At 46.0% G+C, this 13,547-nt stretch carries 16 protein-coding genes; all 16 read right to left on the bottom strand.

Translation table 11 applies throughout. The features are described 5' to 3' along the window. Positions 1–16: 16 nt before the first annotated feature. Positions 17–1,423, bottom strand: a complete 1,407-nt coding sequence (locus tag ABEW32_RS03705) for a hypothetical protein (protein ID WP_430184816.1) — start codon at positions 1,421–1,423, stop codon at positions 17–19. Then, positions 1,420–1,980, bottom strand: coding sequence for a phage adaptor protein (locus ABEW32_RS03700; RefSeq protein ID WP_430184814.1), 561 nt, complete (start codon positions 1,978–1,980; stop codon positions 1,420–1,422). The genes ABEW32_RS03705 and ABEW32_RS03700 overlap by 4 nt, the downstream gene beginning before the upstream one ends. Positions 1,981–1,988: 8 nt before the next feature. Continuing rightward, entirely contained in the window at positions 1,989–3,752 is a 1,764-nt protein-coding gene (locus ABEW32_RS03695; RefSeq protein WP_430184840.1) for a glycosyl hydrolase family 28-related protein, read from the bottom strand. A gap of 17 nt (positions 3,753–3,769) precedes the next feature. Then, complete coding sequence (locus ABEW32_RS03690; protein WP_430184812.1) at positions 3,770–5,071, bottom strand: hypothetical protein; 1,302 nt, start codon at positions 5,069–5,071, stop codon at positions 3,770–3,772. Position 5,072: 1 nt separating this feature from the next. Next, a complete protein-coding gene (locus tag ABEW32_RS03685; RefSeq protein WP_430184810.1) occupies positions 5,073–5,684 on the bottom strand; it encodes a phage adaptor protein in 612 nt (203 codons plus the stop codon). A 13-nt stretch (positions 5,685–5,697) separates the two neighbouring features. Further along, the gene (locus tag ABEW32_RS03680) at positions 5,698–5,961 is read right to left on the bottom strand and encodes a spike base protein, RCAP_Rcc01079 family (protein ID WP_348624275.1); all 264 of its coding nucleotides are present in this window, start codon (positions 5,959–5,961) and stop codon (positions 5,698–5,700) included. Then, a complete protein-coding gene (locus ABEW32_RS03675) occupies positions 5,912–6,064 on the bottom strand; it encodes a hypothetical protein (protein WP_430184808.1) in 153 nt (50 codons plus the stop codon). The genes ABEW32_RS03680 and ABEW32_RS03675 overlap by 50 nt, the downstream gene beginning before the upstream one ends. 34 nt (positions 6,065–6,098) lie before the next feature. Further along, complete coding sequence (locus ABEW32_RS03670; RefSeq protein ID WP_220031225.1) at positions 6,099–6,287, bottom strand: hypothetical protein; 189 nt, start codon at positions 6,285–6,287, stop codon at positions 6,099–6,101. Beyond that, positions 6,284–6,610 (bottom strand): hypothetical protein, encoded by a 327-nt coding sequence (locus tag ABEW32_RS03665; protein WP_430184806.1) that lies wholly within the window; start codon positions 6,608–6,610, stop codon positions 6,284–6,286. Before ABEW32_RS03665 ends, ABEW32_RS03670 begins: the two co-directional genes overlap by 4 nt. Before the next feature lie 12 nt (positions 6,611–6,622). Further along, positions 6,623–7,585 (bottom strand): phage major capsid protein, encoded by a 963-nt coding sequence (locus ABEW32_RS03660; RefSeq protein ID WP_430184804.1) that lies wholly within the window; start codon positions 7,583–7,585, stop codon positions 6,623–6,625. Between the two features lie 15 nt (positions 7,586–7,600). Next, a complete protein-coding gene (locus tag ABEW32_RS03655; RefSeq protein ID WP_142613830.1) occupies positions 7,601–8,014 on the bottom strand; it encodes a hypothetical protein in 414 nt (137 codons plus the stop codon). Between the two features lie 11 nt (positions 8,015–8,025). Beyond that, positions 8,026–8,982 carry a hypothetical protein gene (locus ABEW32_RS03650; protein WP_430184802.1) on the bottom strand — a complete coding sequence of 319 codons (957 nt, stop codon included), beginning with the start codon at positions 8,980–8,982 and terminating at the stop codon, positions 8,026–8,028. Positions 8,983–9,243: 261 nt separating this feature from the next. Further along, a complete protein-coding gene (locus tag ABEW32_RS03645; protein ID WP_430184800.1) occupies positions 9,244–11,355 on the bottom strand; it encodes a portal protein in 2,112 nt (703 codons plus the stop codon). A gap of 44 nt (positions 11,356–11,399) precedes the next feature. Beyond that, positions 11,400–11,654, bottom strand: coding sequence for a hypothetical protein (locus ABEW32_RS03640; protein ID WP_430184798.1), 255 nt, complete (start codon positions 11,652–11,654; stop codon positions 11,400–11,402). 9 nt (positions 11,655–11,663) lie between these two features. Continuing rightward, positions 11,664–13,124 (bottom strand): phage terminase large subunit, encoded by a 1,461-nt coding sequence (locus ABEW32_RS03635; RefSeq protein WP_430184797.1) that lies wholly within the window; start codon positions 13,122–13,124, stop codon positions 11,664–11,666. Continuing rightward, positions 13,121–13,522 (bottom strand): terminase small subunit, encoded by a 402-nt coding sequence (locus tag ABEW32_RS03630; RefSeq protein WP_430184795.1) that lies wholly within the window; start codon positions 13,520–13,522, stop codon positions 13,121–13,123. The genes ABEW32_RS03635 and ABEW32_RS03630 overlap by 4 nt, the downstream gene beginning before the upstream one ends. Positions 13,523–13,547 lie beyond the last annotated feature (25 nt).

Below are 13,547 nucleotides of genomic sequence, written 5' to 3'. Positions count from 1 at the left end.
GCGAGGATAGAAAAACCTAATATAGTGGCATCTCACGTTGTTGTCGTGTGAGCTCATGCAGTTTGAAATAACCTGTACCCTCGAATTTAATCCGAATATAATTTTCGTTAGCTATCTTAGCAGTAGGTATGATCACCCGATGCTTAATAAGGTCTGCGGCTGGTGTAATCTCACCAACCTGTACCCAATCGTTGCCGTTGATAGATGGTGACAGGTATATCTTAAGGTTGCTAGTAGACAGCAAATCTACCACAGCCCATAGCTTGTACATCCGTAGCTTTTGAGCAATTGAGCTATTGTTAAACGGCTTAGTAACAAGTGACCATTTAACGTCCTGTGTGCCATCCTTAGCGGCTCCAAATAGCTGTAGCACTCTACCCTTGCTATCACCCACGTAAAGGTTCTCACCCATTGAAGCAAAGCACAGTGGGTCGATATCGTTAAACATCGTCCAAGCTTGAATGCGTGGATCATAATTTAATATGTCGTTTTGGTGAGTGGAAAAGAATAATGTCTTACCATCTGTCCCGGCGCAACTTGTAGATGATACGCCATTTATAAAGCCCTTGACGACCTCGCTAAACGATTTATCAGGCAAGACCCCACCAGTGTATTGATAGACACCGTTAAGGTTAGCGAAGTAGATAACACCGTCCTGGGTGATTACGCTTTGATTGTTGCGTATACCGATACGGTCGGCCACCATCTTAGTGGTAAAGTCCGATGGAACGCCGCCGTACATCTCGTGTAGGCTGTTAGGCATGCCTATCGTAAGCTTGGTTAAGCTACCAGACAGCATATTCACGGTTTCGCCAGCCATAGATTCCATCTCTTTGCCGTAGCTATCCTCGTCGTCACCGTTGTATAGCTCCCACTTTTCTGGCTGGTCCAGAGCACAGGACTTTATTTCCTTGCCTACAGCGCACCATAGCCTGTTTTGATAGGTGGTAATATAGTTACCTTTGGCTGGTGCTCCAGTTAAATCAGCTACCGTAGTGCCGTCATAATGCTTGATTGGGTCGACTCCGTTGGCGCCTACTAAATGGATGTCACTCCAGTTGCCCTGGAAGTTGGTGAATGACCAACGTGCCGAGGTATCCAGTCCTGATGCCAGCGTCTGCCAAGTATTATTGTTAAATACTCGCCATGTACCATCACCAAATACCGCATGTAGCTGCTGATTCTTCCACACGCCTAACCCAAGCACTGACGTACTTATTGCACTTCCTAGCACGCTGTAACCGCGCCTAGCTGCTATAACCGGGTATTCGTCCAATACAAAGTTGCTGATGCTGGTAAACAGATTGTCCTGGATGGATAAAGGGTCAAAACTACTCAACCCTTTCCATTCACGGACCGTAATAGCTTGTTGTATGCCGGGTAACGGCTGGTAGTTGGCTTGTGGGTACCGAATCACATTCACGATACCACCGCCCTTTGATAATTCTGTGCCGCCACGTTCCAAGCATTTTTATATTGATTCTCATAGTTGGCTGCTTTAACCTCATCATCCATACTATGGGCGATGTATGCAGCAAGAGCCGGGATATACGTCCAATGGTACTCAGCTGGAGCATCCGGCTCTATGGTTAAATTGCTGCTTGTATAGGTTGTGGTGCCAATCCTGTTGTACCTCACCAGACCTCCTAAATCGGCTGTATACGGCGGCGGTGATAGAGTTAATACCTTTGTTGTATCGTCGAATCTAAACGTGTTTTGGAGTGGATTAGGTGCGTCTGGCGATAGCTCATTATATTTGACCACGCCACACATCACGTAATCTATATTTTTAAATCGCACATTAGCGGATAAAGTGTACTGGCTTTGATCGAGAACCGAAACGAACGAATCGAATGCAGGTATCTTCACCACATTGAAAAAGTCCTGGTTAATTGCGTTAAGCCAGATCAACTTATCTGCTGTGTCGACTGCATTAGGTACAAGTAAATCAGCTTCTTTTATGATGTCGTTAATGTTCATATCATCACCTATGACTTTGTGACTTCGACAGTAACCTCGAATGCATTATTAGAGGATACCACGTTGATTAAAGTAAGGGATATCTTAGCGCCTTCGCTACTCACACCCCAGCGGGATATGTTGAGCTTGGCTGCTGGTCCGATGTTGGATGTGCCAATCACATCGGTAATATTACCCTGCTGAAAATGAGCATCAGCAAAGTCCCTGATAACTACCAAAAATACACGACTGACGGAAATAATGTCAGTGCTCGTGTCCTTCATAGTAATCGTGAAGGTGTGTGTCTTCTTGCTATTGTCAATTAGCGAGTCTGTCCAGAAATCAAAGGTGTACTCTTTACCATACGTAAGCGTAGTCTTCTGTCGTTTATACGTCCCCAGGTTATTTACAAGCGAAATATCTGATGCACCAGAAACTAGAGAACCAAAAGAAGCCTTATCCAGGTTACACCCAGTAAAGTTTATATTTTTACTGCCTGAGCCCGTCACAAGGTGCGTAGGCTTCGCATTCCCTTCCCAGTAATCCATTGTAAACACGTTGCCGCTGAATACTATATCTTCACAATTTATCATTCGTAAGTGCGTCTGTTGCCAGTCGTTAGCGTTTGAGTAACCTGATGCCATCATAACGTTTCCGACAAAGGCTAAATCCCTTGCGTTGTTGATGTAGATTCCTTCATTTTCACCCCGGTCAAAGACGTTTCCAACAAACGTCGAACGTTGTGTACCAGTCAGTGATATGTGCATGTCGTTATACTCGATTTTATTGTTAACGATGTTGCACGCTGACCCGTTATATACCATGCCTATCTTGCAAGTGTAAATGAAATTATCAAACACTTTGGAATCGTAGAGCAGGTTAATACCAACATTGGCGTTAAAGATAGCGTTACTATTGATCTGCCACTGCTGCCCCTGTGTACCACCAAGGTCAAAGCCTATTGCTGTGTTAAATCCTGCCCACTGGCAATTGGTTACCTGGAGCAGTCTTACCGATCCGTCTATACCATTGGTAACCCGATTTTGCCCAACCAAAGTAATATTGTGTATCCCGACGTGACTGGCACCGTTAGCCCTAAACATAAATTCGTCGCCAATCTTAGCAATGATTCGTGATGGTCCTAGGTCATATTCGTAGTCCCAAGTTTGATTGACTCCCATCAAAGATATGCCGTTGTATAGCTTGAGTTCGCCAGCGTAATACTTGCCTGCTGGGAAAAATATATATCCACCGACCAATTTGAGAGCATCAATAGCTGCCTGGATTGCTGCAGTGTCGTTGGTTACCCCATCACCTACAGCCCCGAAGTCTTTGACATTGAGTGAGTACGTTCCCTTTTTGACAAAGGTATTTTTGTTTGTGACCCAATCATTTAAGTCTGCCACCTGTTGCGGACTCATCAGACCGCTCACAGTCAGCGTTGAATTCGGTATAGGGTCGGCTCCATCGCTTAAATGGGAAGATCCATGCAAGCCGGGGATTGCGTCTCCAGTGGCTGTAAAGATTAATTTGTCTTCATCTGGGTTAGTGGTGATCGCTATGCCTGTGCGAGCCTCCAAGGTTAATGTGTCTTCCTTATCATCAGCCACTACCGGAAGCTTACCGGGCACCTCGATCGTTTTAAATGCGTTCTTCGCAAAGTTGTCGTCAGCGTACTTCTTTGCGTTTTCCTCAGCCTTATCAGCCTTTTCCTGCGCACCCAAAGGGGTTTCGTAGCGCGGCGGAACCTGTGAGCCAATATCTTGTGTTGTGTTAGGACGCCATGGTAGCACCAATATCATTCACCCCTTTACGGCCTACGTCCTAGCCGTGTAAGTCTTATATGCACGTTGTACAAGCTGTATGTGCCTGCACCTGATTGCGATGCCTTAAACGTAATTACATCGGTTGCAGCCAGGTAACGTTGCTCTTCGAATCCTAAAAATGTGACCGCGCTGGCTCCAAATCCAACTACTTGGCGACTTGTCAGCATCGTGCCGTTTTGGTTGATAGTCACGTCCAGTCGGTTGGTTGCTGGCAGGTCCTGCACAGTAGCAAGTATGTTGATGCTATACCAACCATCTAACGGGATTACTACGGTGTTACCGCTACGCATGCTGTAGCTATCTTCTACTACTGAGGTAATTGGTACATCCAGTACCGTGGGGCTTGCTGGCAAGGTTAGCAACCCACTGCGCAGATAAGTAAAAGGAAAATCTGCCCACGTTAGATAGCCTTGCTGTTTAACATATCCCGTAGTAGCTACCTGAGTATTGTTGGTTGCTGCCGCGGCTGTAGGAGCTGTAGGCGTGCCTGTGAGCGCTGGACTGGTAAGCATGGTCGCCTTGCTCTCATTGGTTACATTGCTCAAGCCCACATCTGCTTTGGTTAGCGTCACAACGCCAGTTTTTCCGGCAACACTCTGAACAGGTGACATAGGAGTAAGCAACTCCTGCCAGTTGGCTAATGCCGTTGGGTCCGTGCCCTTGAGGATGTAAGACTTACTCAAGTCAGTGCGTACAGCAACGTCGCCTGTTTGGGCTACCAGTGCCAACATATCAGCCTGAGTAGCTACCAAAAATGTATCAGTGACTGCAATGGCTGGCACAACTACAGCGTCAAGCTTACCGTTTTCGTCCAATACTGGGACATTGCCTGCTGCTGTGCCGGCATTCAAGTAAGCAGAGTTGCCAGCGTCATATACTTTGCTTAATGGGATAGGGTCAATATCTACTGGCCCAGTTGCCGTTATGGTGATTGCTCTGTCGTCCGGATCTTGAGTGACCCGTATACCGATGCCCTGTAGAATTTTAAGCTCAGTCATTTTAGCGTTTGCTGGGATACCATTAACGACCGTGTAGGCGTTCTGGTTGACCTCTGCGCCCCACTCAATACCATCTAGCTTGTTATGGTCTGTCTGAGTGACATGGACTATCTGATCAGCGGCATGAGCCTTAAAACGGTCATCCAGTGCGTCAGTGTATGCTTTGGACTCCTGCTCGGCTTTGTCTGCTTTCTCCTGAGCTCCTAACGGTGTTTCATACCTCGGGTCCAGTTCTGCCGCTGTATTTTCACTCGTGTTGTGTTTCCAAGGATAAGGATTATTGGCCATATTACCACCTCTCCTCTATTACATACCGCTCATATCCACTCGTAGCCGTACGGTAGTCAGCCAATAGCTGCTGATAACGCACATCAAAGTTGTTGTTCTCCGGCATAATATCGCGCAACACACCGTAAACCAGCAACATGTCCCAATCCGGGTCAAAACCTGTTGTTGATTGCATATCAGCCACCGTGATTTCCGGGTATACAGGCGTATAGAATATTTTAATTCCATAGGCTTTGGCATACTTAGGCGGCGGAAATATACCAATCTGACCAGCTACAAAGTAGTAATAGGTATGTTTCATACGCTCGTTAAACTGCCTGAGCGGTATCCTGTGCCAATCCCGACTATCGTCATGACCTTCGCTATTGTCATAGATTGCACGCCGTATATCGACGTCTGTGACGTTTCCCGGCGGACATGGCAGATCATATAAGCCCTCGCCCACAACGGTGTCTATGGCTTCCTCAATCACCTCTGATTGCTGTTGTGCTGCGGTTGGTGTACGCAACAACATATCTCTTACATTGGTCAGCTTACGCAAGATAGACACGACTGGGGTTTTGTTCTCCGGTAGCTTCTCGACTATTTCCTCTACTACATCCTGTACGCGCATAGTGGCACCTCTCTTAGTACAGCGCTAATATATTGGTTGCTGTCGTCCCAGTCGCTTTGATTCGTTTAGCAGGCAAGAATAACGGTACTCCTGCTGGTACAGCCTTAATTGTTACTGCATTACCTGACGGGCTTATAACAGCCACATCGCCACCTACACCACAGTACACACCAACACATTTACCATCAGGCAAATCCGCTGTATCGCTTGGTGTGACAGCCACATAATCACTTGCCTGTTTTACGGGTAGTGGGTCTAATCGGCTTGACATCTTCATACTCTTCACCTCTTTGCTTAACTATGATTTCAAGCAGTTCATTCGTTCGTTGCTGCTCCTTAATAAGAGCATTTAAAGCGTCAATCTCCATCCTGTACGACATTACAAGTACCTCCTATACGCAAAAAAGGGAGCTTTTAGCTCCCCTTCTTGGTTTCCATTCCACCGTTCTTATCAATCCAGTCACGCATGGAATTATATGTTTCAACCATTTGCTTTTGTGAGTCGTTGAAGTCGTCGGATACCTTCAGGCGAGGAACATACTTGTGCTTGGGTGTTGCACCCTTGCCGCCTCCGCTCACGGTCCATTCAACATCTTTTCTCACGGTGCCACCACCTTTACTTTCCACGAACCAGATGCGAGGTCTACTGTCGCTCCAGTTGGGTTGAACAAGGAAAATTTAATGGCATTAGCAGCAGATACATAAGCTTGTACCTGCACGCCTTGCAGATCGTATGGAGGGAATACCTCTACACGTCTGCCAAGGACGGCGCCAGTGACGGTAATGGCACTCGACACAGCTCCAGTCATCGTGGCCAAGGAAGGAGGATCAAACGTTACTGTCGTTGCAATAACATTCGAACCTCCTACGGGTTGTCCTGCTACTGTCAGGCTGTTAGTTTCAAGCGCGTCAAAATGTGTTGGCAATTTAAACCCTCCTTATACTGGGAAGTGACCATAACCCCAAGTCCAGTCAATGCAACCGTGGACACAGCTCATGATAACCTTAAACTTTTTAATTTCTGTATCGAAGTCTTCCATTGTTCCTTCTTCTGGGAGACGGTGATTGAACCACTTCATTGCTCGTTTCATGCGACGGCTATCAGCTGCAACCCACGCCTTACGATTACCTTTACTAAAGAATGGATTAACGATTACCTTGATGTCGCCTTCATAGATATTGATGTTGTGGTCTGCAGAACCTGGTTCATATCCCTCGCCCTTGCCGCTAATACCTGCAATTTGCAATGCTGCACGTTTGTTATAAGGTGCGACGATTAGTGTGTCAGGCATGATAGGCAACAAGTTTCCACGGTCATTTGTCCATTCCTGCATAGCTACTACAGTGTCATCGAATGAATCAATCGTCAGAGCATCAGTACCCTTGTTAGATTGCCCTGGTCCTGTGTCTCCGGGCGCCAAAGGATGATCTGTCGCAAACAAAGCCTTTCCATCTGGCAGAGCAGCGTTATATGTGCGACCACGGAAGTCAATTGCATTTGTTGTTTTATCCCCATTTACAAACCACTGTGCAGCCATGTTTTGACGAGTGTAGTAAACAGATCCAGCCAATGAACGAATACGGTCTTTAATAGCTGTCAGTTTTACAAAATCAACGAGGTCACGGTCAATCTCACGACCGTCAGAATATTTAGAGTGAGTGAAATACTTTTGCCATAGTTCATTCACATCAGAGTAGAATACTCGTTTGTTGGAGTGAGACCATTCTTCCATCAAGCCTTCTCCACCAATCATTTCAATGCTTTCTGTTTCTTTTGTAGATGCTTGAACATCAAACATATCAGGAATATAATCTTTCATCCCTTTTACTTCTTGGGTATACAGTTCCCGGAAAATCGGCTCCAATGTCTTACTATCCCATTGCAAAATACTTTGTACCATATTTGTTTATCCCCCTTATGAAAGTTGACGGTTTTTTACTTTAACCCGGCAAGTAGCTTTATTTGTGTTTATATCCATTACAACCAGCGCACCGCCAGTTACATCTGACGACAATACGGACAGACCATCAGCAGATACATCCACTGTATTGGCGCCTACCAAGAAAGCTGCATCTGGTGTACCCGTATAAGAAGCTTCGAAGTTATCTCCTTCACGCGCCAAAGTTACTTCTAGTTTTTTGTCAGTGCCAGCAGTAATAGTTTGATTAGCGAACCCTCCGATAGCTGCTCCGTTTGCTGTTTTGCTCCATCTACCATTTACAAGAGAGACCGCTTCACCTCTTGCAAACGCCTCGCTATTTGTTGCAAGAATATGAGCAATACGACTTTCAGGCGCTCCATAATCATTAAAAACCCATCTGAATCCCATATGTTTTTACCTCACTTTTTAACGTATTTTTTAGCTAATGCTGGGTTTAACCCGAATAATGCGAAACCGTCCGCCAACTCTTTTGGCACTTCTGGTTCTGTTTCTAACGCTGCTTGTTTCTCCACCTGAGCGCGCTTATTCAGGCGCTGTTGCTTGATTACATTCTGTTCAGTTCGCTTTCGCTCATTGGCAATGATCTTGTCCCGGTTGGTAAGTTCAAACGCATGAATAGGCTTGTATCCCTGCTCAATGAGTGCGTCCATTTCCGATGTCAGCCAGTCTGGTCGTTCCCCTTCGGCTGGCGCATTTTCGACCAACTCAGGATGCTGATTAAACAGCTCTTCCCAACCTTTGAGTAGCTGTTGTTGCTGTGCTTCCTGTTTCTGTAGCTCTTGTGCTTTGGATTCACGCTCCATCACTTCCTTAGCCTGCTGTAGCAAAGGATGCGCATCCAAGTACCTTTCAACATAGTCAGGATCAAGCCCAGCGTTCTCCACTTCTTCACGAAGCTGTTGCTTAAGGTAATCAAAATCATCCTGCCGTTTTTGCACGGCTTGCTGCTCGATTTTGTCCAAGTTTGCAAGGTATTCGTCTGTCGAGTTGAACCCGGCGATTTTGGCTGATCGCTCTAGGGCTTTCTCCGTTTCAGATCGACGCTCGCGCTCCTTTTCCAGTGCCAAACCCTTCTGTACATACTCAGGGATCTGGTTTTCATCAATCTCAACTTCTTGCTTGTTGAACTTTACTTTGAGCTTCTTGGGTTCGTCCGCTATGGCTGGCGGCTCGTCCTCTGGCTCAAGTTCTTCGTCTTGCTCCAGCACGTCTTGTTCTTCGCCCATTGGTTCATCATTGATGATGCCGAATTCCTTCAAAGCTGCGTTGATATCGACGCCCGGTGTATCTGGTGTTTCTGTAGTTTGAACATCCTCACTATGGCTGGTGGGTTGTTCGAATACTTCATCTTCCATTTGTGTTGCCTCCTATCGGTTAAGCCCTATGGCTGGGGCAGAGATAAGCAATATAAAAGGCCGCCCCACGACTGGGAACGGCCTGCATTATTCGTTTGATTTCAAGTTAAATCCCGTTTACAAACAATCCTCCATCTTCCCATTCAATTTTTAGTACTTCACCATCTGCGAAAGTGATGATAATAGTTCCCCAATCCTACATATCCGTTTTAAGTACTGTTTTTCCCTCGAACTTTTTCATTTCTCGTAACATTTCTTCCATTACACACCACCACCCATCTGATTCATCAGCCCGCCAGCTACTTTACTGGCTTCAATGTCCAGTTTCTGTTGCTGTACCTGCTGATTGAACTCCCTGTCCTGTTGCTCCTGTATCTGCTTTTGTCCAGTCAACTCACCAAGCTGTTGTTGCATTTGCTGGTTCTGCTGCTGTAACTGACCAAACTGTTCTTGCATCTGCTGGATTTGTTGTTGTAAGCCTGACTCTTCCTGAACCCTACGCTTGATAACGTCCATAGGCTCCATACGTCCATTTTGGATGGTATATCGGACAGCCTCGCCGTCGATCATAGGCATCTGTGTTACTGGGTCCATCATCTGCATCATGTTGAAAGCCATCTGTATCCAGTATTCGCGGTCATGCGGCTTATCTGAGCTTATGTTGACCAAGATATCAAATGTTGGTACATATTCTTCTGCTACATCTTTAATATCAGGCACTTCCTCACCCGTAGTCGGATCAATAGCGGTGTTACCTGTGTCATACTGTGAAGGTACCTGAGATACAAGAGATTCCCTGCTTACACTCACTGAACGCCCAGTGACACGCGCTACACGCTCCGTTGTGTAGAATTGTGCCATTAACTCAATGTACTGTTCAAACACATCTTGCAAGGCTTCCTCTATCGTGTCAGTCACCGTGTTCAGCCGTGTGCTTGCTGCTGCCATAAGTGACTTAGCTTGCTCACCGCTGGTCACGTTGCTGCTTGCCTGACCGTTCGCGCTGTCAAACTGTCCCGGCAACTTCTGAAGCATTTCCTTGTAGTATTCCAGCATGTTAAAGACAGTGGATGGAACGTTTATTCCTTCTAATTCCTTAACCCTAGCAATACCACCAGTTGCCACAGGAAGCATTGCCCCAGGTTGTGAACGCATCTCTTTCCACGTGTTGACCTGTTTTGAGGTAATAGCGCCTTCTTCGTACATCATGCCGCCGTTTCCTTGTTTAGCCATAGTCTCTACAGCTATCTCAGCGAATTTGTTAAGCATGATTTGAGGACTGATCATATCCCTTACAAAGCCTTTGCCCCACACATTACGTTCATCTGGATACAGTGTGCGAGCTGTAAAAGGATATTTACCGTGGTCATACACATAGGCTTTATGTTCCAAGAACACGCCATCTGCGCTTATATAAATGCAGTGTATACCCTCCATATCACCGTTAGCCTTAGCCAGTGATTCAGATGGGTCTTTACCTTCCATGAGCTTTGTTTCCGCTTGTTCGTTGAATATCTCCTTATCGTCACTACTAATCATCTTAGGCAGTCCGCGATACCAATACTCAATTAATCCAGCTGTGCCGGACTTCTCCAAGCCTGTACCGTATGATGCGCCATAATCCCGGTTAAATCCCTCGCTATTCGTTGACTCATGATTGAAGATTTCAATGTCGTCTGTATCATCGTCAGAAGTAACCTTTTTGCCTTGTCCTTGCCAACGCTCTTTGAAATACTCCAGTGTCTTACGAGACTTGACGATAATGGCGCCCATGTCCTGTAGGTTGATGAAGTCCTTGACCCGTGGATCTGGAAAGAACGTGCCCAGGTCAACAGGTATAATGTCATTCTGACCTGTCCACCGATTCATGCCACGTCCACCCTCAACAGTTGGGTCGTATACCGTTTTAAATATCAGCGGACCATGAATGACCATACGGCGTACAGCACGGATGTACTTCTGTTGGAATTTAATCTGTCGCAGCTCATAAGGCATATAATCATTCAGGTCAGCAGCCTTTTGCTCATCCCCTTCCTCCTGCGCTTCGAAATCAGGGTAAGGCGACCAGCCAGTGAGTTTGCCTACAATCGACTCCACTTGGGAACCGATAATATTATCCTTGCTGTTTGGCCTTAAGGCAGACTCTGGACGCAATCCCTTCCAATGGTCGCCCATATAAAAGCGTTGTTCCTGCTGCCAGTGCTTCTCAATGCTTTGCCTAGTGGATTTAAACTCTTCAAAGTCACGTTGCACCATAGCAACTAACTTCTGCTGTTGCGGCGTGTTAATCGGCTCATTGGATTGCTTTTTACTTTCGTCTGTGCCGAATATACCAGCTAATTTATCTTTTGCTTTCTCTAACACCGATGCCATTCAATCACCCCTTTCAAGCAAAATAAAAAGCCGCTTATCGCGACTCACTGTACCTCTTCTTCTGTTTCGTCTCCATCATCCCAATAGCTCATCCGTTTGCGTTTGGGCTTCGCTGATTCCTCGTTTACAGGCTGCTGATACGCCTTATATTCCCCATAGTCCTTAGCCATCAACTTATTGGTCAAGTCCTGTATAGTCTGCTGCTGAATCATCGTAATGCGGTATACAAGCGCCGCAGATATGCCCGCGCCTATTGTGCCTACAGCAAATACACCAGCTATAAACTGTATGTCTGTCATTGTCTCACCTCACCAGAATGTTTCATTTCCGCCGAATAGGTTATGTTCATCGTCATCGTCTTCATCAAATCTCACCTTATAGCTTCCGTCTGGTACTGCTGACCATGGCTTTTCCTGTACATCATTCTGCGGTCTACTCATGCACCAGTAACGCAATGCATCAGGCACGTGGTCAAGTGGATGGGCTGCTGCATCTTCCACATGTCTGTCATCGTGTACCATAGCTGGTATAGACTCAATCGCATGAAGACAAGTGTTAAATATCTTTAGGTCAGCATCCTTGTACATCTTACCTGTCACATGATCCAGTACATCCTTTACATGTAGCCATTCCCTCACTCGCTTCCAGCCGTTTACACGCTCTTTCTTAGCTTGGATTAAAGGTACTTGGAAACGCGCAAATATCTCGGCTGGCGTCACATCCTCCATCTTGGATTTATTCCAAAAGGATGTATCAGCTACCGAGTATTCATAATGTTCTGTAATAGGGCTGTTCAGCCTCACCATTTCCACCTGTTCACTAGTCAGCAGCTTACTCTTTACAAACTCGCGGTAAAGGTATGCCGTACCCTTGGGATCTAGTGCTATCCATAGACATACAAATGGGTCGTTGTAACCTTCATCCATTGCTCTGAACTTCTTCCAATAGGTAGGTATATCAAACGGTTCTACAACGTGTATAGCCCGGCTAAACTCACCAAAGTATTGCCCTGCGAATGTGTCCCAGTCACCCTCAAGCAACTGTTTCCGTTCATTGTCCGGTAGAGACATCAACCGAGCCACATAACCGGGGTCATTGTCTACCAACGCTTTGTTATCAAATACATTCGCCGGAATGAATATTCGCTTACGAATTATAGGCTCTCCAGCGTTAGCCATTCCCTCCGGCCAATGTAGTGGATTACCGTTGTCGTCAAGCTCCGGCATTTCATGTATCACTTCGGGCACGCCAATATCAATGAAACGACGCTTAACCCACGAGTGACCTATGCCCCCTGGGTTGGTTGTGCTTTTCACACTGCGTGGATATGGCTTACTACCCCGTAGACGTGAAAGCATGTATGTGTACCATCGTTCTTCAAACTGCGTTAACTCTTCCCAACGTATCTGATCGTACTCAGCACCTTGGTATTTCATAAAGTCGCTGTCATTGTCCCAGTGAGCAAGCTCAACAATTGAACCATTAAGGAATATCCATTCATGTTTTGCTTGGTTGTACTTACATAGCTCTTTGGGATAAACCTGTAATGTACGCATGATAATTGACCGCTGCAAGTCAGGGAATGTACGTCTAAAGATAATTTGTCTGCTACCCGGATACTCCAATGCATACTTGAGTGCGTCCCATATCGTAGCTTCTGACTTACCCCCACCTGCTGCACCGCCATATAACAATTCGTCCACGCCTGTGGCTTGGTGATACTTCTGCTGTCTTGGTTGAGGCTTATAAGGTATCCTGAGCGTTGTCATGGCGACATACCCGGGTCAAACACAACTGTAATACCCATTTCTCCATTTACATTCGCGTCTACTTTAGATTCTTGCTTATCAACCCAACCATAATTGTTTTTGAGGTTGAATATCACCCCAGCAGTTTGCTTTGATGTGAATAGCGATTCCTCGGCGAAATTTTCGATTTTTAACTTGGCTTTTTTTATCGTGTAACTATAATCATCATCGCGTTTTTCATAATCCAACAGGACTTTACGGCTTGTGTCCAACGCTAGAGCCAATCCAGTTATGGTATAAGGTCTAATAAGATCGCCAGCATCGTTGTGGCATGACTCAAAATAGTCGTCTATCTTTATTTGCAACTCTTCAACCGACTGGAATTTTAGTGGTCTGCCCAATGTGTTATCTTCTGCCATGTGTCTGCCTCCTCTCTCCCGTGTA

Source organism: Paenibacillus jamilae, assembly GCF_050482105.1.
GTDB lineage: Bacteria > Bacillota > Bacilli > Paenibacillales > Paenibacillaceae > Paenibacillus > Paenibacillus jamilae_B.
Note: the sequence above shows the minus strand (reverse complement) of the source record. Positions and strands in the feature narration are given on the sequence as shown.